The 20,780-nt window shown below is 52.2% G+C and carries 20 protein-coding genes; 11 read left to right on the forward strand and 9 right to left on the reverse strand.

The window, feature by feature from the left end; all coding sequences use genetic code 11:
• Positions 1-136: 136 nt before the first annotated feature.
• Positions 137-2,932 carry a DNA polymerase I gene (polA, locus tag AB7038_RS12315; RefSeq protein ID WP_369453409.1) on the forward strand — a complete coding sequence of 932 codons (2,796 nt, stop codon included), beginning with the start codon at positions 137-139 and terminating at the stop codon, positions 2,930-2,932.
• A gap of 321 nt (positions 2,933-3,253) precedes the next feature.
• Here polA and def read toward each other — a convergent pair whose 3' ends face one another.
• Positions 3,254-3,766 carry a peptide deformylase gene (def, locus tag AB7038_RS12320; protein WP_072871389.1) on the reverse strand — a complete coding sequence of 171 codons (513 nt, stop codon included), beginning with the start codon at positions 3,764-3,766 and terminating at the stop codon, positions 3,254-3,256.
• 300 nt (positions 3,767-4,066) lie between these two features.
• Here def and AB7038_RS18180 point away from each other — a divergent pair, with 300 nt between their 5' ends.
• Positions 4,067-4,114, forward strand: a complete 48-nt coding sequence (locus tag AB7038_RS18180) for a hypothetical protein (RefSeq protein WP_438361642.1) — start codon at positions 4,067-4,069, stop codon at positions 4,112-4,114.
• Positions 4,115-4,214: 100 nt separating this feature from the next.
• On the opposite strand, the gene yihA is transcribed toward AB7038_RS18180, so the two are convergent.
• A complete protein-coding gene (gene yihA, locus AB7038_RS12325; RefSeq protein WP_004236522.1) occupies positions 4,215-4,838 on the reverse strand; it encodes a ribosome biogenesis GTP-binding protein YihA/YsxC in 624 nt (207 codons plus the stop codon).
• Positions 4,839-5,394: 556 nt separating this feature from the next.
• On the opposite strand from yihA, the gene ppiA reads away from it, so the two are divergent.
• The 3 genes from ppiA to argD all read left to right on the forward strand — a co-directional run bounded on the left by ppiA (position 5,395) and on the right by argD (position 8,136).
• Entirely contained in the window at positions 5,395-5,961 is a 567-nt protein-coding gene (gene ppiA / locus AB7038_RS12330; protein ID WP_024473600.1) for a peptidylprolyl isomerase A, read from the forward strand.
• A gap of 266 nt (positions 5,962-6,227) precedes the next feature.
• Positions 6,228-6,803 carry an aminodeoxychorismate synthase component II gene (locus AB7038_RS12335; RefSeq protein ID WP_004236520.1) on the forward strand — a complete coding sequence of 192 codons (576 nt, stop codon included), beginning with the start codon at positions 6,228-6,230 and terminating at the stop codon, positions 6,801-6,803.
• A 112-nt stretch (positions 6,804-6,915) separates the two neighbouring features.
• The gene (argD, locus tag AB7038_RS12340) at positions 6,916-8,136 is read left to right on the forward strand and encodes a bifunctional acetylornithine/succinyldiaminopimelate transaminase (RefSeq protein ID WP_369453410.1); all 1,221 of its coding nucleotides are present in this window, start codon (positions 6,916-6,918) and stop codon (positions 8,134-8,136) included.
• A gap of 68 nt (positions 8,137-8,204) precedes the next feature.
• On the opposite strand, the gene crp is transcribed toward argD, so the two are convergent.
• Positions 8,205-8,837, reverse strand: a complete 633-nt coding sequence (gene crp / locus AB7038_RS12345) for a cAMP-activated global transcriptional regulator CRP (protein ID WP_004240730.1) — start codon at positions 8,835-8,837, stop codon at positions 8,205-8,207.
• A gap of 303 nt (positions 8,838-9,140) precedes the next feature.
• Between crp and AB7038_RS12350 the strand changes: the two genes are divergently transcribed.
• Complete coding sequence (locus tag AB7038_RS12350; RefSeq protein WP_015422409.1) at positions 9,141-9,548, forward strand: OsmC family protein; 408 nt, start codon at positions 9,141-9,143, stop codon at positions 9,546-9,548.
• Positions 9,549-9,611: 63 nt separating this feature from the next.
• Here AB7038_RS12350 and AB7038_RS12355 read toward each other — a convergent pair whose 3' ends face one another.
• From AB7038_RS12355 to AB7038_RS12365, 3 genes are read right to left on the reverse strand one after another with little or no spacing between them, the layout of a single operon-like run.
• Positions 9,612-10,487 (reverse strand): phosphoribulokinase, encoded by an 876-nt coding sequence (locus AB7038_RS12355; RefSeq protein WP_004240728.1) that lies wholly within the window; start codon positions 10,485-10,487, stop codon positions 9,612-9,614.
• A gap of 21 nt (positions 10,488-10,508) precedes the next feature.
• Positions 10,509-10,727, reverse strand: coding sequence for a YheU family protein (locus AB7038_RS12360; protein WP_368889476.1), 219 nt, complete (start codon positions 10,725-10,727; stop codon positions 10,509-10,511).
• The gene (locus AB7038_RS12365) at positions 10,724-11,710 is read right to left on the reverse strand and encodes a hydrolase (protein WP_369453411.1); all 987 of its coding nucleotides are present in this window, start codon (positions 11,708-11,710) and stop codon (positions 10,724-10,726) included. Before AB7038_RS12365 ends, AB7038_RS12360 begins: the two co-directional genes overlap by 4 nt.
• A gap of 92 nt (positions 11,711-11,802) precedes the next feature.
• Between AB7038_RS12365 and AB7038_RS12370 the strand changes: the two genes are divergently transcribed.
• Positions 11,803-12,405: a LysE family translocator gene (locus AB7038_RS12370; RefSeq protein ID WP_072871381.1), complete on the forward strand. Its 603-nt coding sequence runs from the start codon at positions 11,803-11,805 to the stop codon at positions 12,403-12,405.
• Positions 12,406-12,498: 93 nt separating this feature from the next.
• Here AB7038_RS12370 and murP read toward each other — a convergent pair whose 3' ends face one another.
• On the reverse strand, positions 12,499-13,944 hold the full coding sequence (gene murP, locus AB7038_RS12375) for a PTS N-acetylmuramic acid transporter subunit IIBC (protein WP_368889474.1): 1,446 nt from the start codon (positions 13,942-13,944) through the stop codon (positions 12,499-12,501).
• Positions 13,945-13,959: 15 nt separating this feature from the next.
• Positions 13,960-14,871 carry an N-acetylmuramic acid 6-phosphate etherase gene (gene murQ / locus AB7038_RS12380; protein WP_369453412.1) on the reverse strand — a complete coding sequence of 304 codons (912 nt, stop codon included), beginning with the start codon at positions 14,869-14,871 and terminating at the stop codon, positions 13,960-13,962.
• Positions 14,872-15,133: 262 nt separating this feature from the next.
• On the opposite strand from murQ, the gene AB7038_RS12385 reads away from it, so the two are divergent.
• Complete coding sequence (locus AB7038_RS12385) at positions 15,134-15,994, forward strand: SIS domain-containing protein (protein WP_108655635.1); 861 nt, start codon at positions 15,134-15,136, stop codon at positions 15,992-15,994.
• A 35-nt stretch (positions 15,995-16,029) separates the two neighbouring features.
• Here the strand turns inward: AB7038_RS12385 and AB7038_RS12390 are convergent, their stop codons facing one another.
• Complete coding sequence (locus tag AB7038_RS12390; protein ID WP_368889472.1) at positions 16,030-17,958, reverse strand: ABC transporter ATP-binding protein; 1,929 nt, start codon at positions 17,956-17,958, stop codon at positions 16,030-16,032.
• A gap of 148 nt (positions 17,959-18,106) precedes the next feature.
• On the opposite strand from AB7038_RS12390, the gene kefG reads away from it, so the two are divergent.
• From kefG to AB7038_RS12405, 3 genes are read left to right on the forward strand one after another with little or no spacing between them, the layout of a single operon-like run.
• Positions 18,107-18,673, forward strand: coding sequence for a glutathione-regulated potassium-efflux system ancillary protein KefG (gene kefG / locus AB7038_RS12395; protein ID WP_369453413.1), 567 nt, complete (start codon positions 18,107-18,109; stop codon positions 18,671-18,673).
• Complete coding sequence (gene kefB, locus AB7038_RS12400) at positions 18,660-20,513, forward strand: glutathione-regulated potassium-efflux system protein KefB (protein ID WP_368889470.1); 1,854 nt, start codon at positions 18,660-18,662, stop codon at positions 20,511-20,513. The genes kefG and kefB overlap by 14 nt, the downstream gene beginning before the upstream one ends.
• The gene (locus tag AB7038_RS12405; RefSeq protein WP_025154795.1) at positions 20,510-20,713 is read left to right on the forward strand and encodes a YheV family putative zinc ribbon protein; all 204 of its coding nucleotides are present in this window, start codon (positions 20,510-20,512) and stop codon (positions 20,711-20,713) included. The genes kefB and AB7038_RS12405 overlap by 4 nt, the downstream gene beginning before the upstream one ends.
• The last annotated feature ends 67 nt before the right edge of the window (positions 20,714-20,780 follow it).

A 20,780-nucleotide genomic window follows, 5' to 3' on the forward strand; every position in this document is an offset into this window, starting at 1 on the left:
ATTTTTTATTTCCCGGGCAACCCCGTCCTGTTCTGATGTACGGGAAGATTAACGGCTGCGGCCGATAATAGTCGTCTGATGCCGCAGTCTGTGGCATGCTACCCGCAAGAATCCATTTAATACTGTGAAGGCAATTATGGCTCAGATTGCAGACAACCCTTTGATTTTAGTCGATGGTTCATCGTACCTCTATCGTGCTTACCACGCATTCCCTCCGCTGACCAATAGTGCCGGACAACCGACCGGTGCCATGTACGGCGTGCTGAATATGCTGCGCAGCCTGATAATGCAGTATGAACCCAGCCATGTTGCCGTGGTATTTGATGCCAAAGGTAAAACATTCCGTGATGAATTGTTTGAAGCCTATAAATCACACCGCCCGCCGATGCCGGATGATCTGCGTGAGCAGATAGCGCCGCTGCATGACATGGTCGTCGCGATGGGGATGCCGCTGTTATCTGTTTCCGGTGTGGAAGCGGATGATGTCATCGGGACACTGGCGAAACAGGCGGCGGCAGAAGGCCGCGCCGTACTGATCAGCACCGGTGATAAAGATATGGCGCAGCTGGTGACCCCGGATATCACCCTGATCAATACCATGAACAATACCATTCTCGGGCCGGAAGAAGTGGAAACCAAATACGGTGTTCCGCCGTCACTGATTATTGATTATCTGGCACTGATGGGCGATTCCTCCGATAACATCCCGGGCGTGCCGGGTGTTGGTGAGAAAACCGCTCAGGCCTTATTGCAGGGATTGGGCAGCCTGGATGATATCTATGCGGATCTGGATAAAATCGCCGGACTGAGCTTCCGTGGTGCCAAAACCCTCGCGCCGAAGATGGAAACCAACAAAGAGATGGCATATCTCTCTTACACTCTGGCGACTATCAAAACCGATGTGGAACTCGACCGCACCTGGGATTCCCTCGCGCTGACGGAACCGGACTTAGATAAGCTGCATGCATTATTCACACAGTATGAATTTAAACGCTGGATAAGTGATCTGGAAAACGGCGGCTGGCTGGCGAAGAAAAGCACCCGCAGCGCGCCGTCAAAAGCAGCGGTGAGTGCTGCCGCAGTACAGACCCCGGCAGCACCGGTGGCTGTACCGGTAATCAGCAATGAAAACTATGAAACCATCCTTGATGAAGAGGCACTGAACCGCTGGGCCGATATCCTGCGTGAGGCCGGTGAGTTTGCGTTTGATACCGAAACCGACAGTCTGGATAACCTTTCCGCACGTCTGGTCGGGATGTCATTTGCGGCGAAAGCAGGCCATGCGGCATATGTGCCGATCGGCCATGATTATCTGGATGCGCCGGATCAGTTGTTAACCGAGCAGGTGCTGCGGGTGATGAAACCGATTCTGGAAGATGAAAAAATACGGAAAATCGGTCAGAACCTGAAGTTTGATCGCGGGATCATGGAAAATTACGACGTGGAACTGCGCGGAATCGCCTTTGACACCATGCTGGAATCCTATGTGCTCAACAGTGTCGCCGGGCGTCATGATATGGACAGCCTGGCCGATCGTCATCTGAATTACAAAACCACCACCTTTGAAGATATCGCCGGGAAAGGCAAAAAGCAGCTGACGTTTAATCAGATCCCGCTGGAAGAAGCGGCCAATTATGCGGCGGAAGATGCGGATATCACACTGCTGCTGCATCAGGCGCTGTATCCGCAGCTGGAAGCCGAAAAATCGCTGCTGCACGTCTATCAGGATATTGAAATACCGCTGGTGCCGGTGCTCTCCCGTATGGAGCGGACAGGGGTTCTGATCGATGCCAATGTGCTGGCTGCACAGTCAGTGGAGCTGACTGCCCGTCTGGATGAACTGGAGAAGCAGGCATTTGTGATTGCCGGGGAAGAGTTCAACCTCTCTTCGCCGAAGCAGTTGCAAACCATCCTGTTTGAAAAACTGAATCTGCCGGTTCTGAAGAAAACCCCGGGCGGCGCGCCGTCAACTAATGAGGAAGTGCTGGAAGAGCTGGCGGATAACCACGAGCTGCCGCGCGTGATCCTCGAACACCGCAGCCTGTCCAAACTGAAAACCACCTATACCGATAAACTGCCGCTGATGGTGGATCCGAAAACCCGCCGTGTGCATACCTCGTATCACCAGGCCGTAACCGCGACCGGCCGCCTTTCTTCCCGTGACCCGAACCTGCAGAATATTCCGGTCAGAACCGATGAAGGCCGCCGTATCCGCCAGGCGTTTATTGCCCGTGACGGCTACTGCATTATGGCAGCGGACTATTCCCAGATTGAATTGCGTATCATGGCGCATCTGTCACAGGACAAAGGGCTGCTGAAAGCCTTTGCTGAAGGCAAAGATATCCACCGTGCAACCGCCGCCGAAGTGTTTGGTGTGCCGCTGGATGAAGTGACGTCTGATCAGCGCCGCAGCGCGAAAGCGATCAACTTCGGTCTGATTTACGGCATGAGCGCCTTTGGTCTTGCCCGCCAGCTGGGGATCCCGCGCGGTGAAGCACAGCGCTATATGGATCTCTATTTTGAGCGTTATCCGGGCGTGCTGGAATATATGGCCCGCACCCGCGAACATGCGGCAGAAAAAGGCTATGTCGAAACGCTGGAAGGCCGCCGTCTCTGGTTGCCGGAAATCAATTCCCGTAACGGTATGCGCCGCAAGGCCGCTGAGCGCGAGGCGATCAACGCCCCGATGCAGGGCACCGCAGCGGATATCATCAAAAAAGCGATGATTGCCGTGGATGACTGGCTGCAAAAAGAGAATATCGATGCGCTGATGATTATGCAGGTACACGATGAACTGGTGTTTGAAGTCAGAAAAGAGCAGCAGGCAGAGATGGCAGAGAAGATCCGCGGGCTGATGGAAGCAGCGATGAAACTGGATGTGCCGTTGAAAGTAGAAGCGGGAGTCGGAGCCAATTGGGACGAAGCCCACTAATTTACGCGTCATCTTTCAATCCGTGGCCGCGTTGGCTGCACTCAGAAATCCGGGTCACATACTGGTGTATGCTCCCCGGATTTCTTCCTTTGCCGCCTTGCCACAAATTGAAATCTATAGCATAAAGGCATTGTGTCCCGGTTCCTTCCGCTTGCTGCCTTGCTGCAAACCGAATGATTTAGCCTTAGCATTCGGCATCATGTTGGCCGCACTCAGAAATCCGGGTCACATACTGGTGTATGCTCCCCGGATTTCTTCCTTTGCCGCCTTGCCACAGACTGAAACCTATAGCGTAAAGGCATTGGCCCCGGAGCGGGTCTGTTACGCGTTTTCTTCCCGCATTTTCAGGGTTTTCTTCACTTTTTTCTCAATGCGCTGGCGCTTCAGCGGCGAGAGATGGTCGATAAACAGCTTGCCGTTGAGATGGTCGATTTCGTGCTGGAGGCAGCCCGCCTGTAATCCTTCCGCATCAAGGGTATGTTCTGTACCGTTTATATCCTGATAGCGGACCGTAACAGCGGAGTAGCGCTGAGTTTCTGTGTAGCTCTCCGGCAGGGACAGGCAGCCGTCCATCATCATCATTTCGCCGTCGCACTGAATAAATTCCGGATTAATCAGTGCCATCGGCTGATCGCGGTTTTCAGAGACATCCACGATAATCACACGCTTACAGACACCCACCTGCGGCGCGGCAAGGCCGATACCCCGTTCGGCATACATGGTTTCTGTCATATCCGTGACAAATGTTTTCAGTTCGTCATCAAAAACCGTGACGGGTTGGGCCGTTTCCCGCAGGCAGGGATCAGGAAAATGCCGTAATGTCAGTAATGCCATAGCTAACTCACTAATATCAATAAAAATTATGGGGAGACTTACTCCCGGATGCGCTCAGACTATCATAACAGTATGGTGTGAAAACGGCATCATTTGTGCTGTTTTGTTGCTATTTTGTGCGGATAGCCCCGGACTACCTATAGATCCAGATCGCATAAATATGTAATTAAAGTACATTTGGAAGGAATTTGACGGTTTTATGACAAGCTGAATCGTGCGCAATCTGAAAAAAAATTACAAAAAAGGTTTTTTTGTCGGTAAATTTGCGGTAAAGTTATTCGCGTAGGGTACAGAGGTAAGATGTTCTATCTTTCAGACCTTTTACTTCACGTAATCGGATTTAGCTGAATATTAGCTGCTCCGGTCAGACAATGTCTGACCGGAGCATTTTTTTTGCATAAAAAACCCGCTGTATGCGGGCTTCTTCATGAGCGGATATGTCAGAGGATCACTCTGCGTCGCTTTCGCTGAACCAGGTGTCCAGTTTCAGGCGTAACTTATCAATGCCGATTTTTTTCAGGGCCGAGAAATATTCCACCTGAATATCGCCGGTTTCACTCAGGTCTGTCAGTGCATCACGCACCGCCATCAGCTGCTTCTTACGTGCGCCGCTGGCCAGTTTGTCGGCTTTGGTCAGCAGCGCCAGAACCGGTACCTGCATAGCCACAGCCCATTCAATCATCTGCATATCCAGATCTTTGAGCGGATGGCGGATATCCATCAGCACCACCAGGCCGCGCAGACAATCGCGTTTTTGCAGATATTCACCCAGTGCTGCCTGCCATTTGCGTTTCATCGCTTCCGGAACTTCGGCGTAACCGTAGCCCGGCAGGTCAACCACACGGCAGCCTTCAGTGACTTCAAACAGGTTAATAAGCTGGGTACGCCCCGGTGTTTTACTGGTCCGCGCCAGGCTTTTTTGCTGTGTCAGCGCGTTCAGTGCACTGGATTTTCCGGCATTGGAGCGACCGGCAAACGCCACCTCGATCCCCGTATCTTCCGGTAAATGGCGGATATCCGGTGCGCTGATGACAAAATGGGTCGCTTGGTAGTTGTGCGTTTTAATGGTCAAAATCTGTTCTCCTCAGGTCGAAACCGGGATGATTATAGCCTAATGCCAGTTGTTTAAGAACTGCGGCAGACAGATTACTGTGCCTGTTTATTCACAGGGCGGAAAAAAGTAATAACAATAACCGGGCTGTGTGTGGTAACCGATATAATCCGGAGAAAACAAAGTCTTCCCGGTGAAAAAAACACGAATATTTACGCGTAAAAAGATAAAAAACAGAGCGCTTTATTATCGTCTATACAGACGGGTGTTATTTTTTATTTGGCATAAGTTGAGTTTTTCATTAAAAAATGAAATTTAAACATAAAAATCAATGTGATATTTATATTTACGCGTTAAATGCAATAAAAGCATCAGCAGAATGAGCTGTTTCGTCTTATTTTGCTAAATTACCGGCTGTGCGCAGAATATCATCAGTACAAATACGTGAAAAATTCTTATATTAATTTAGTTATCCCGGCGGTAAAGGTAAATTAAAGTAAATCGGTGGCGCTCAGCGCCATTGCCCATTAAAATCGATAAAATTAGTATCAGTTTATTTCGTTGAAAGGAATTGGGAATGTTAAAACGTGTTTTAGTTACATTTGTGGCAGCCTGTACCCTCAGTGCAACGTCGCTGGCGTTCGCAGCGGAGCAGACGCATGTTAAATTTACCACCACCGCAGGCGATTTTGAAATTGCGCTGGATAATGAAAAAGCGCCGAAAACTGTGGAAAATTTCAAGCAGTATGTCACCGATAAATTCTATGACGATACAACATTCCACCGTGTCATCCCGGGCTTTATGGTGCAGGGCGGCGGCTTTACGGCGGATATGAATCAGAAACAGACCCGCCCGCCGGTAAAAAATGAAGCGGATAACGGTCTGCGTAACCTGCGCGGTACCATTGCGATGGCGCGTACCGCAGATAAAGACAGTGCAACCAGCCAGTTTTTTATTAACGTAGCGGATAATGCATTCCTCGACCACGGTCAGCGCGATTTTGGCTATGCTGTGTTTGGTAAAGTCGTGAACGGTATGGAAGTTGTCGATAAAATCTCAAAAGTGAAGACAGAAAACATCGGTCCGTACCAGAACGTGCCATCGACACCGATCAAAATTATTTCTGCAACTATCGTAAAATAAACCGTATTTTCGTGCAGACTAAGGGGAATATTTTCGGATATTCCCCGTAAGCATGTCAAACTCCCTGATAGTCTGAATAAGACGATATCTGCCTCTGCGGCACCATGCCGCATTCGGGCTATTTTCTCTGTCCGGCTGTGGTATTATAGCCCGCTTCATGAAACTGTCTGTGCAATCCCCCCGGGTTGCAGGGTATTGTCAACGTATGCCTGATACAGCAGTTTGAAAATAAAAAAGATAAATATATCAGTCGGATATAGATAATCATGCTATTAATTATCGATAATTATGACTCATTTACTTATAACCTGTATCAATACTTCTGTGAGTTAGGTGCAGATGTACAGGTTAAACGAAATGATGCCGTCAGCCTCAGTGATATTGAGCAATTATCGCCATCTCATCTGGTGATCTCACCGGGTCCCTGCACGCCGTCAGAAGCCGGTATTTCACTGGATGCGGTCAGCCATTTCGCCGGTGAAATCCCGATCCTCGGGGTGTGTCTCGGGCATCAGGCTATCGGCCAGGCATTTGGCGCGCAGGTGGTGAAGGCACGTAAAGTGATGCACGGCAAAACCACCGCGATCCATCATAATCAGCAGGGTGTGTTCAAAGGTCTGAACCGTCCGCTGACCGTCACCCGCTATCATTCGCTGGTGATTGCCCCGGAAACATTACCGGCCTCGTTTGAGGTTACCGCATGGAGCCTGCATGACGGCAATGTGGATGAAATCATGGGGATCCGCCATAAAACCCTGCCGATTGAAGGTGTACAGTTCCATCCGGAAAGTATTCTCAGTGAGCAGGGGCATGAACTCCTGAATAATTTCCTGAAATACTAATTAGTTATTGCTTATTTTATCCCCGGTTCTGTTTTTTCATTCGTTTTGATTTGATTTTTTATTCATATTTGGTGATTATATTTTCACTTGTGGATAGATCAGGTAAGGAACGATGACAAAACAGAATGCGGTTACGCGCGGCACTTATGATGAAGTGATGCTGCCAATTTATGCACCGGCTGATTTTATTCCTGTCAGAGGTCAGGGAAGCCGGGTGTGGGATCAGAACGGCACCGAATATGTTGATTTTGCCGGGGGCATTGCCGTACTGGCGCTGGGTCATTGTCATCCGGCACTGGTCGCGGCACTGAAAACCCAGAGTGAGTCGCTCTGGCATGTCAGCAATATTTTTACCAATGAACCGGCGCTGACACTGGCGCAGAAGCTGATAAACCACACGTTCGCGGAGCGGGTTTTCTTTGCCAACTCCGGTGCAGAGGCAAACGAAGCTGCATTCAAACTGGCGCGTCATTATGCACTGACCCGCCATCATCCTTATAAAACCAAAATCATCGCTTTTCATCACGGCTTCCATGGCCGGACACTGTTCACGGTGTCTGTCGGCGGTCAGCCGAAATATGCCGATGGCTTCGGACCGAAACCGGCGGATATTATTCATGTGCCTTTTAACGACCTCGATGCTGTCAAAGCAGTGATGGACGATCATACCTGTGCCGTGGTGCTGGAACCTGTCCAGGGCGAGGGCGGGATCACGCCGGCCACACCGGTCTTTATGCAGGGTCTGCGTGAGTTGTGTGATAAACATCAGGCGCTGCTGGTATTTGATGAAGTGCAGAGCGGGATGGGGCGCAGCGGAAAACTGTTTGCCTATATGGATTACGGGATTGAACCGGATATTCTGACCACCGCCAAAGCGCTGGGCGGCGGTTTTCCGATCAGTGCCATGCTGACAAAACAGGATATTGCACAGGTGATGGTACCCGGTACGCACGGTACAACCTACGGCGGCAACCCGCTGGCCTGTGCGGTCGGCAATGCGGCCTTTGATCTGATCAACGACCCGGCACTGCTGGCTGGAGTGAATGAGCGCCATCAGTGGTTTGCGGATGCACTGCAATCCCTGAACAGCACATTCGGCGCGTTTGCGGAGATTCGCGGCAAAGGCCTGTTGATTGGTGCCGAACTGGCGGGTATCTATCGCGATCAGTCAAAAACCCTGCTGGGACTGGCGGCCAAAAACGGCCTGATGCTGCTTAACGCCGGTACCAATGTTCTGCGTTTCACGCCATCGCTGATTATTGAAAAAGCCGATGTGGATGAAGGGATGAAACGATTGGCAAAAACCCTGAATGATTTCCGGGAAATGCAGTAAAACGGCGGGATCCAGAAACAAAAAAACAGGCGCAGATGCGCCTGTTTTGGTGATAAGGGCGGTCCGGATTAACGGGTGCCGTATACCACGATGGTTTTACCGTGTGCGGAGATCAGGTTCTGATCTTCCAGCATCTTCAGAATACGGCCGACAGTTTCGCGGGAACATCCCACAATCTGGCCGATTTCCTGACGGGTAATTTTGATTTGCATACCGTCCGGGTGAGTCATCGCATCCGGCTGTTTCGCCAGGTTCAGTAATGTCTGGGCGATGCGGCCTGTCACATCAAGGAATGCAAGGTTTCCGACCTTTTCTGATGTGGTTTGCAGGCGGCTTGCCATCTGCGCGGAAAGGCGCATAAGGATATCCGGGTTAACCTGGATAAGCTGGCGGAACTTTTTGTACGAGATTTCTGCAACTTCGCAGGCGCTTTTTGCCCGTACCCACGCTGTACGTTCCTGTCCTTCCTCAAATAATCCGAGTTCACCGATGAAATCACCCTGGTTGAGATAGGATAAAATCATCTCTTTGCCTTCTTCATCTTTGATCAGCACCGCAACAGAACCTTTTACAATATAGTAGAGTGTTTCTGCCTTTTCGCCCTGATGAATAAGCGTGCTTTTGGATGGATATTTGTGGATATGGCAGTGAGACAAAAACCATTCAAGCGTGGGGTCTGTTTGTGGCTTGCCGAGAACCATTCGCGTTATCCTCTGTTGTTAGTTATTGCAAACCGTTGTTTACGCTCTGCAATTATATAAAGTTTTAGCTTATCATATTAACTTGCTGAATTTCCGGCAAGTTAGTTTATTAAAATAGTATAATAATCCTCACGGAAAGATATTGATCTTAGCCATAGATAAATCCTTGCCGTGTTTTTAGCACAGGAAAACGGTCCTGTCTTCCACTGTCTCGCTTCAGCATAATAAACTATGAGATAGATTGCCAGCCCGTGAATGAAAGGGTAGTCTGTCGTGAATTATATTGATGATGAGGGTATAAAAATGGAAGCGCGTGTAAAGTGGGTTGAGAACATGACTTTCTTAGGGGAATCCGCGTCAGGACACCAGATTACAATGGACGGTAATGCCGGTGAAAAAGCCCCGAACCCGATGGAAATGGTACTGATGGCAACCGGCGGCTGCAGCGCCATTGATGTTGTCTCTATTTTGCAAAAAGGCCGTAATCAAGTCATTGATTGTGATGTAAAACTCACCGCTGAACGTCGTGAAACCGCGCCACGTTTATTCACTCATATTAATCTGCATTTTATTGTGACCGGCCGTGACCTGACTGAAAATGTTGTCGGACGAGCCGTGCAGTTATCCGCTGAGAAATATTGCTCTGTTTCATTAATGTTAGGCGAAAGTGTTAACATTACACATAGTTTTGAAGTAAAGAATATTGAATAATTTTTTGAAATATTATTTTTATTTTTGAACACTAACCGGGTAATACATTATTACCCGGTTTTTTTATCGCTTGTTTATTTGTTTTCCCTGCAATAATTGCTCTGCCAGCGGTGCCATTATTAATTCCATCGCCAGCCCTAATTTTCCGCCGGGGACGACAATGGTATTTGAGGCGGAAATAAAGGAACCCTGGAGCATGGATAACAAATAGGGGAAATCGATTTTTTTCAGGCCGCGGAAGCGGATCACGGTAAAGCTCTCATCCTGTGACGGAATGGATTTGGCCGAGAACGGGTTTGAGGTATCCACCGTTGGTACCCGCTGGAAATTAATGTGGGTGCGGGAAAACTGCGGGGTGATATAGCGGATGTAATCATCCATCGAACGCACGACGGAATCCATCACCGCCTCCCGCGAATGACCACGATCATTGGTGTCACGGACTAATTTCTGTATCCACTCCAGATTAACTATCGGTACCACACCGACCAGCAGATCCACATGTCCGGCGATATCATGCTCCGGTGTGACCACGCCGCCGTGTAATCCCTCATAGAAAAGCACATCCGTCCCGGCAGGAAGTGCCTCGCGGGGGGTGAAGGTGCCGGGCAGCTGATTATAGGGCACGGCTTCATCATAGGTATGCAGGTATTTGCGGCGTTCGCCGCTGCCGTTTTCGCTGTACTGGCGGAATGTGCTTTCGAGCAGGCCAAAATCGTTGGCTTCGGGGCCGAAATAGCTGATGTGACGCCCCTGTTCGCGGGCTTTGCGGATGGCGGCATCCATTTCCGGACGTGTGTAACGGTGAAAACTGTCGCCTTCAATAATGGCCGGAACCGCATCCAGCTGCTGGAAAATCTTACGGAAAGCCTGACTGGTGGTAGTGGTACCGGCTCCGCTGGAGCCGGTAACGGCGATAATCGGGTGGGTCCGTGACATGCGGCGTTTCCTCCGGCTGATTCAGCCGCGGAATTGTGCCGACGGCATGATGTTGAGTGTTTCGTGTAATTCCGACCAGACAATCACAATGTCGCCGTTTTTGAGTTGCGTGTAAAGATCCGCCACTTTATCACTGAGTGATTTTTCATGTTCGCCGTAATCGGTGCCTTCGCGCAGCACCACACTTTCCAGGATATTTTCCAGTGTTTCCGGCGCGATATCCTGCCAGGGAATAATCATGGTGTCTCCTTTGCGGCCAGATGCGGCGCGAGCCATTCAGGGATGCGCTCTTCCAGCCATAAACGCGGGCGGCGCCAGCTGCCGGACACAAAGCCGACATGGCCTCCGTGTTCGGTCATCTGGTACTCCACACACGGCGGCAGTTGTGACAGATCCGGCACCACTTCCTGTGCCATAAAAGGATCATCTTTGGCGTGGATGATCAGCATCGGCTTACGTACGGCAGGGAGTTTCGGCAGGGCACTGCAGCGGCGGTAGTAATCCGAGGCATCGCGGAAGCCGTGGATCCGCGAGGTGATAATGTCATCAAATTCGCGGATCCGTTTAATCGCGCGGATATGCAGCAGGTTTGTCGGGAGTGAATTCGGGTAGCGCACCAGCTTGCGGGTGGCATTGCGTTTCAGCCCTTTCAGCAGATACCACTGATAAAAGCGGGAAAAGCCTTTTTCCATTTTGAAAGAGCACGGCTCCAGCATCAGCGGGGCGGAGACCACAATCCCGGCATCCACTGCGGCATTCTCACCTTCTTCGGCAAGATAACAGGCCAGCATATTGCCGCCGAGTGAATAACCGACCGCACCGGTCGGTACTTTTCCGTAGGTATCCTGCAACCAGTTCAGCAGATAACGGGCATCTTCAGTTTCACCGGAGTGGTAAATTCGTTTGGAACGGTTCGGCTCGCCGCTGCATCCGCGAAAATGCATAACAACACCCAGCCAGCCCCGGCGGGCCGCTGCGGCCAGGATGCCATGAGCATACGGGCTGCGGAAACTGCCTTCCAGCCCGTGAAAGATGACCAGCCGTGGTTTATGGTGTGCAGTATCGGGATCTTCGCTCCATGCAAGATCAATAAAATCATCATCCGGCAGTGTCAGGCGCTGCCAGAATGGCTTTATCGTCGGTTTCCGGCGGAAAATCCGGGGCAGCAACGTTTGCAGGTGCGGGTTGGTTGCCCAGGAAATCGGTTGAAAATGACTAGACATAGTTAGATTCGTAATGAAAAAACATCTCTTGTTTAATGAAAAACATACTGGTAATTTTCCGGGAAGAAAATGACCACGTTGCCGGATTACTCATGACCGCACACCTTTTTATCTCACTTTCCGTATTTATGTTTATCGCGGCAGTCACGCCCGGCCCCAATAATATGTTACTGACCGCCTCCGGTGCACAGCTCGGCTTCCGCCGCACGCTGGTACTGATGGCCGGTATTATGCTCGGCATGCAGACGGTATTATACCTTTCAGCCTTTGGTGTTGCGGCTATTTTACTGATTTATCCCAAATTGCATACTGCTATGAAAATTGCCGGCAGTCTTTACCTTCTGTGGCTTGCCAAAAAACTGGCCACCGCACCGTATCAGCAGCTTAATGAACCGCAGGTCAGTAAGGCGGTCACCTGGTATCAGGGGGCACTGCTGCAGTTTATCAATCCCAAGGCCTGGCTGATGGGGCTGGGGGCGGTCGGCAGTTACAGCCTGAGCGGTGATGCCTATATGCTGTCTGTCGGGGTGATGAGTATCGTGATGGTCTCTGTGAATCTGGTTGCCGGGCTTATCTGGATCGGATTCGGTGCCTTTATCGGCCGTTTTCTGCGCAGCCGCAATGCCTGGTTCACCTTCAATATTGTGATGGGGTTACTCACCGCCGCCTGTGTGCCGCTCATCTGGCTTGAATAGCGACATAATATAACCTGCGGAACAAAAACAGAAGCTGAATGAAAAACAGACCGCATTGCGGTCTGTTTTTTTATCACTGCAGCAAAATAGAAATCAGCTTAAATCCACATTCTTACTGCCGAACAGCAGGGTAAACAGGAATCCGGCCAGATAGGCGACGAGTAACCCGCCGGTATAGACCGCCATCCCGGTGAAAATACCGCTGTCGGATGTCATGACCGGAATCGCGATAACCCCCGATGGCCCGAAAACGGTATTCAGTCCGACCGGATAGCCGAACCAGGCGACAAGCCCGATAAAGAACCCGCCCGCCGCACCGCCGCAACAGGCAGTTATAAACGGCTTCACTCGCGGCAGGGTCACACCGTAGATCAGTGGTTCACCGATGCCGAGGAAGCCCGGGATAATCGCACCGCGGATTTGATTACGCAGCACCGAGTCTTTTCTCGCGCGGACATACAGTGCCAGCGCAGCACCGACCTGACCGGCACCCGCCATAGCGAGGATCGGGAACAGGGAGTTAAAACCCTGGGTGCCGACCAGCGCGGTGTACACAGGGATAAAGCCCTGATGGATGCCGAACATCACCGCAATCAGGAACAGACCGGCGAGAACTGCCGCCCCGAACGGGTTGGCGTTGAGGTGCATAAACAGCCAGGACATGCCGTCAAACAGCCAGACACCGATCGGCATAATCACAATAAAGGTCAGTGCGCCCATAATCAGCAGGGTGATGGCGGAGGTCAGAATGATATCCAGGTTCGCCGGGATAAAACGCCGCACCTGCCGCTCCACCCATGCACCGGTGATGGTGGCGATCAGAATACCGATAATGTTACCGCGCGGGTCAATGCCGTGACCGAAGAACGTTTCCATACCGGAGTAGAAACCTTTGGTCGCCTGAGGATCATAACCGAGGATAAACAGCGCCGCGATGATAGCACCATTGACACCGGAACCGCCGAAGGCCTTCTGCGCGTTATACCCGATCAGGATCCCCATAAAGGTAAACAGTCCTTTGCCGAAGACCTTCATGTAGCTCAGCACTTCGACCAGTGTACCGTTCGGGGACGGATTGCCGGTGACCCAGAGCGATTCAAACAGTGTGGCAAAGCCGAGCAGCAGACCCACACCGATAAATCCCGGAATGAGCGGGGTAAAAATAGTGGCGAATTTGGCGAGAAAACGCTGCACCGGGTTTGTCTGTTTCTCTTTCAGATGCTGCTTCTGATCCGCGGCAATCTCTTTCAGGCTGCGGCTGTCCGGTTCACTGCCGGGCACATGCTCATCCAGATACTTTTGCATCAGCTCTGCGGCGGTCTGTGCTTTGCCCGGCCCCAGTACAATCTGGAACTGCTCATCACTTTCAATCACACCCAGCACGCCCTCAATTTTCCTGATGGCGATTTTATCCGCCAGCTGTGTGTTGTTCAGTGTCAGACGCAGGCGGGTCATACAGTTGCCGCTGTGCGCCACGTTACCCGGACCGCCGATGGCATCCAGAATCTGTATGATGGTTGACTGACTGATTTTGGCCATGGTGATTACCTTGCGTTAAGAGTATGCTGCGCCGGTCAGCGCGTCACGGATAAACCCCTGATGCTGTGCCAGCAGGGTTTTGGCGTCACCGGCACTCAGTTGTGCCAGGATCATCACGATGGCGGTTTTGCAGTGTCCGTCACAGGCGGCAAGAGCCTGTTCTGCGGTCGCTCTGTCACATTCCGTTGCGGCCATCACAATACGTTTCTGCCGCTCAACCAGTTTAGCGTTGGTTGCTTCCACATCTGCCATCAGGTTGCCGTACACTTTCCCGGAGCGGATCATGGCGCCGGTGGTGATCATATTGAGTATCAGTTTCTGGGCGGTGCCGGCTTTCATGCGGGAGGAACCGGTAATGACTTCCGGGCCGACCACCGGTGTGATGGCGATACCGGCCAGACGGCTCATTTCACTGTCCGGGTTACAGCTGACGGCGGCGACCGTTGCGCCGAGTGACAGCGCGTATTCCATACCACCCAGTACATAAGGGGTACGGCCGCTGGCAGCGATCCCGACCAGCACATCTTTCTTACTGAAATTCAGGGCTTTCAGATCACTCACCGCCAGTTCACGGTTATCTTCCGCATTTTCAACGGCTTTCAGGATGGCTTTATGACCACCGGCAATCAGACCGACTACTTGTTCTGCCGGGGTGCCGAAGGTCGGCGGACACTCACTGGCATCCAGTATCCCGAGACGGCCGGAGGTACCCGCGCCCATATAAATCAGCCGTCCGCCCAGACGGAATGCCTGTGCCACTGCATCCACCACCTGTGCCACCTGCGGCAGTGTTTTTTCCACGGCAAGGGCCACGGTCTGGTCTTCGCGGTTAATCACCCGCAGCATATCTAATGTCGGCAGGCTGTCGATATCTGCGCTGGCCGGGTTGCGGCTCTCGGTAATCATAGAGGTTAAGTCAATCTTCATGCGTGATCCTTTGTATAAGATATAATCGCATGCTAAAGAATTAAATATTCTTTTTTTGTGAGAATTATCACAGAGCAATCTATTCAACTATGATGCTATAGCAGGAATATTTTCGTTTCTCCCATTGTTTTATTCTTTATATTTAATTGAATATAAATATATTTTTTGTTGTTCAGATACGTTATTTATCAGGAATAATTCGTCGCTTTCGTTAAAATAATTTATTCCTTTTTTATTCTCCGCAGAAGGAAAACAGACATATATGGCGATCCTGACAAAAATCAGCTGGGTAAAAGCAGAGCTGGCGACCAATCAGCAGCATATTGCCGATTTTATCCTGGCGCAGCCGGAAGAAACCGTCACACTTTCCTCTCAGGTACTGGCGGAGCGGGTGGGCGTGAGTCAGTCCGCTATAGTGAAGTTTAGTCAGAAACTGGGATTTAAGGGATTTCCGGCACTGAAAGTCGCTATCAGTGAAGAGATTGGCCGCAACCGGGTGCTGGCAGCCAATCAGCAGCAGGCGCTGCATAACCGGATTGAAGCACATGATCCGCTGCTGGTGATCGCACAGAAACTGGCACAGGAAAAGCAGAATTCCATTACGGAAACCACACGGCGGCTCGATTTTGAACAGATGGCAGAGATTGTTGCGTGTCTGGATAATGCCCGCTGTATTCAGGTTGCCGGTATCGGCGGCTCCGGGCTGACGGCGAAAGATCTGGCCTATAAGCTCCAGAAAATCGGGCTGATGACACTGGCGGAAGCGGATCACCATATCCAGATCGCCTTTTCCCAGACACTGACTGAAAAAGATGTGCTGGTGGTACTGTCATTCAGCGGCAAACGCAAGGATATGCTGGTCACCGCCGCCACGGCGAAAAAACAGAATGCCACGCTGATTGCGATTACCGGGAACCGTCAGTCACCGCTGGCGAAAATGGCGGATTATGTGCTGGAAACGGTCGCGGAAGAAAATGAGTGGCGCAGTTCATCCATTTCCTCGCGGACGGCACAGAATACGGTGACGGATCTGTTGTTTATGGCGCTGTTACAGCGGCGGGAAGAGCAGGCGCGGCAGCTGGTGATCAATGCCCGCACCATGATTAACAGCCTGGACGGCTGATAAGAAAAGAGAGCGGCAATGCCGCTCTTTATCACTTACTGGTTTTCAAATGCCTGTGTCATGGCTTCGAGGTTTTCCTGAATCTCCATCCAGGCCATTTCCGCCTCTTCCAGCTCCGCTTTGAACTGCGCCTGTTCCTGAAGGCAGGTGCTCAGCTCGGCTTTACGGGACTGATCATACAGGCCGCTGTCCCCGAGTTTTTCCTCAATCACAGCAATGGCATCCGATAACCGGCTCATGGTTTTTTCCAGTTTCTCAGATTCTTTGCGCAGCGGCTGAGTTTGCTGGCGGAATTCCGCCTCACGGCGTTTCTGCTCTTTGCGATCCTGTGCGGTGACAGTATTTTTTTCCTCACCGTTTTCCGCCGCCGGTTCCGCACTCTGGCGCATCTGTTTCTGACTGTCTGCCAGCCAGCGCTGATAATCATCCAGATCGCCGTCAAACGGTTCGACCTGACCATCATGTACCAGATACAGATCATCGGTGGTGGATCGCAGCAGGTGACGATCGTGGGAAACCACGACGATCGCCCCTTCAAATTCGATCAGGGCTTCGGTCAGCGCCTGGCGCATATCCAGATCCAGGTGGTTGGTCGGTTCATCGAGCAGCAGCAGATTCGGGCGCTGCCAGATAATCATCGCCAGTACCAGACGCGCTTTTTCCCCGCCGGAGAAACGCCCGGTGTTATCGGTTACCTGATCACCTTTGAAACCATAACCGCCGAGGTAATCGCGCAGCTGCTGTTCGGTCTGATCCGGCGCCAGGCGCACCATATGCTGTAACGGGGATTCATCTGCCCGTAAAAATTCCAGCTGATGCTGGGCGAAGTAACCCAGTTTGATGCCTTTGGCGAGACCAATTTTGCCTTGTAACGGCTCCAGTTCACCGGCGAGCATTTTAATCAGGGTGGATTTACCCGCGCCGTTACGGCCGAGCAGGCCGATACGCGAGCCGGGCACCAGGTTCAGTTTGATATTATCCAGCACCACTTTCTCACCGTATCCGGCGCTGACTTTTTCCATTTTCAGCAGCGGGTTCGGCAGTGCTTCCGGTGGGCGGAAACTGAAACGGAACGGGTTATCCGCCAGTGCCGGGGCAATCAGTTCCATGCGTTCCAGCATTTTCAGACGGCTCTGCGCCTGTTTGGCTTTGGTCGCCTGGGCGCGGAAACGATCCACATATTTTTGCAGATGTGCGCGGCGTTGCTGCTGGCTTTCATACTGAGCCTGCTGCTGGGCCATTTTCTCGGCACGCTGCACCTCAAAGGAGGAGTAGTTACCGGTGTATTCAAACAGGCCGTTTTGTTCAATATGCAGGACTTTATCAATGATCGGATCGAGGAAATCGCGGTCATGGGAGATCAGAATCAGGGTGCCGGGATAGCTCTTCAGCCATTTTTCCAGCCAGATCACGGCATCGAGATCCAGGTGGTTGGTCGGTTCATCGAGCAGCAGCAGATCCGAGCGGCAAATCAGTGCCTGTGCCAGGTTCAGGCGCATACGCCAGCCCCCGGAGAAATCCCGTACCGGTGTGTCAAGCTGCTCCTGTGAGAATCCCAGTCCGTGCAGCAGTGTGGCAGCGCGGGAACGGATGGTCCAGGCATCGAGTGTGTCGAGCTGACCGTGGATCACGGCAATGGCGTGGCCGTCATTCTGTTCATTCGCCTGCTGTAATTTTGCCTCAAGCTCACGGAATTCGCGGTCACCGTCAATGACATACTCGATCGCCGGTTCATCCAGTGCCGGGGTTTCCTGGTTAACCCAGGCCATGGACCAGTTTCCCGGAAATGACACACTGCCTGCTTCGGCCTGTAATTCGCCCTTGAGCAGTGCCAGCAGCGTGGATTTACCGCAGCCGTTTTTTCCCACCAGTCCGACTTTCTGGCCCGGATTGATGGTGGCCGTTGCGTTGTCGAGCAGAACACGGACGCCGCGGCGAACCTGAAGTGAAGAGAAAACAATCATAAATATCGATAGGGTAAGTAATTGAGAGTAAAATTAATGTAATTCGTGCGTTGTCAGCAGCAAATCACCCGTCAGCAGGCGAGGAGTATCGTTGCAGCGGGCATAGTAGCGAAAATCACAAAGATTCTCACGTTTTTAAGAGGAAGTGATGATAAATAATCCGACCATATTACTGATTTACGCCCATCCGGAACCGCATCACTCCATCGCCAACAAGGCGCTTATCTCTGCGGCGTCAGAACTCAGGCATGTGACGGTGCACGACCTGTACGGCACCTATCCGGACTTCTTTATCGATATCCGCCATGAGCAGGAACTGCTGCGGCAGCATGACATCATTGTGTTTCAGCATCCGCTGTACACTTACAGTTGCCCCGCGCTGCTGAAAGAGTGGTTTGACCGTGTACTGACCCGTGATTTTTCCGGTGAACAGGGCGGCAGACAGCTGTCCGGCAAATACTGGCGCCAGGTGATCACCACCGGGGAACCGGCGGAAGCCTACCAGCACGGCGGCTATAACCGTTTTCCGATCAGTGAGTTACTGAGACCGTTTGAGCTGACGGCTGCACTGTGTGAAATGCACTGGCTGGCACCGGTGATTCTCTATGCCGCGCGCCGCCAGGGAAAAGCCATGCTGCATGAACAGGCGCAGGCGTATTGTGACTGGCTGCGGGCACCACAACTGACCGGAGGGCGTAAAAATGGAGCCAACTGACGGCAACCTGCTGCATGCGGGTATTGTGTTTCTCGCGGCAGCCGTGGTGATGGTGCCGGTGGCGCAGCGGCTGCGTATCGGCGCGGTACTGGGGTATCTGCTGGCGGGAATTGCTATCGGCCCGTGGGGGCTGGGGTTTATCAAAAACGTCAATGAGCTGCTGCACTTCTCTGAACTTGGTGTGGTATTCCTGATGTTTCTTATCGGGCTGGAGCTGAATCCGCGTGAGCTGTGGAAACTGCGGCGATCTATTTTCGGTACCGGTACCGCGCAGGTGGTGTTCTCCGCCCTGATCCTCGGGGTACTGCTCTGGCTGACGGATTTTTCCTGGCAGGCGGCGGTGGTCGGCGGGCTGGGAATGGCGATGTCCTCCACGGCGATGGCGTTACAGCTGATGGATGAAAAGGGCATGACCAACAACGACAGCGGCCAGATGGGATTCTCTGTGCTGCTGTTCCAGGACATGGCGGTGATCCCTATCCTTGCGGTGATCCCTCTGCTGGGCGGGGAAACAGCGGGCAGCGACTGGTATCGTATCGGTATCAAAATTCTGGCTTTTGCCGGGCTGCTGATCGGCGGACGTTATCTGCTGCGGCCATTGTTCCGGCTGGTGGTGAAATCCGGGGTCAGTGAAGTCTTTACTGCCGCCTCGCTGCTGGTGGTGATAGGCTCAGCGGTGTTTATGGAGCAGCTCGGGTTTTCCATGGCGCTCGGGACATTTATCGCGGGTGTGATGCTGGCGGATACGGAATACCGCCATGAGCTGGAGATCACCATCGAACCGTTTAAAGGGCTGCTGCTGGGGATGTTCTTCATTTCTGTCGGTATGTCGCTGAATATCGGTGTGCTGTGGCAGTATCTGCCGCAAATTCTGCTGGGTGTGATTGTGCTGGTGAGTGTCAAAATGACGGTGTTGTATCTGCTGGCACATCTGACCTGCCGGCGCAGCGGACGCTTACAGTTTGCCGGGGTGCTCAGTCAGGGCGGGGAATTTGCGTTCGTGCTGTTCTCGGCAGCGCTGGCCAGCCGTGTGATTACGGATCATCAGATGGCGCTGCTGCTGGTGGTGGTCACCCTTTCCATGATGACCACGCCGCTGCTGATGCAGGGCATCGATATGATTCTGGCACGCCGTTACAATAATGCCGAACCGGGAACAGGTGAAACCCCGTTTGTGGAGGATAACCACCCGCATGTGATTCTGGTCGGTTTCGGACGGATGGGGCAGGTCATCGGCCGTCTGCTGATGGCGAACAAAATTCATCCGACGGTACTGGAAAAAGATGTCAGTGCGGTCAGCGCCATGCGCCGTTACGGCTATAAGGTTTATTACGGGGATGCGACCGGACTCGCATTGTTGCGTTCTGCCGGGGCAGAGACAGCAAAGGTGATTGTCATTACCTGTGATAAGCCGGAAGATACCATGACAATCGTGCAGTTGTGTCAGGAGCACTTCCCGCACCTGCAGATTATTGCCCGCGCCCGCGGACGTGTGGAGGCACACGAGCTGCTTACGCACGGCGTAACACAGTTCAGCCGCGAAACCTTCTCATCGGCACTGGAACTGGCGCGTAAAACCCTGATCGGGCTGGGTACGCATCCGGCAGAAGCGCACCGGGCGCAGCAATTATTCCGCAGGCTGGATATGCAGCTGCTGCGTGAGCTTATCCCGCAGGCGGAAGAGGAGATCTCGCATATCTCCCGGGTGAAAGAGGCGCGGCGTGAGCTGGAAAATCTGTTTGATAATGAAATGAAACGGGAAAAACATCAGCCGGACAGCTGGAACCTGACGGAAGACTCTCCGGGCAGCGGACGGACAGAGACAGGAGCAGAAAAATGAGCAACCGGAAACGGTTTATTGCAGGCGCGGTATGCCCTGAGTGTCAGGCACAGGACACTCTCGCCATGTGGCGCGAGGATAATGTGGACGTGGTGCAGTGTGTACAGTGCGGCCATCTTGAGCGCCGGGCGGATGCGCATGCGGAGCAGCATGTGCGCAAAGATGAACAGGTGATTGGTATCTTCAGACCGGGGGAATAACAGGCTGCTGCTTTTCACAGAGAATTTGGGGGAATTTGTCCCAAAACAGATACAGTGGCTGTAAATT

The sequence above is a fragment of the Morganella morganii genome, assembly GCF_041099235.1.
Taxonomy (GTDB): domain Bacteria; phylum Pseudomonadota; class Gammaproteobacteria; order Enterobacterales; family Enterobacteriaceae; genus Morganella; species Morganella morganii_E.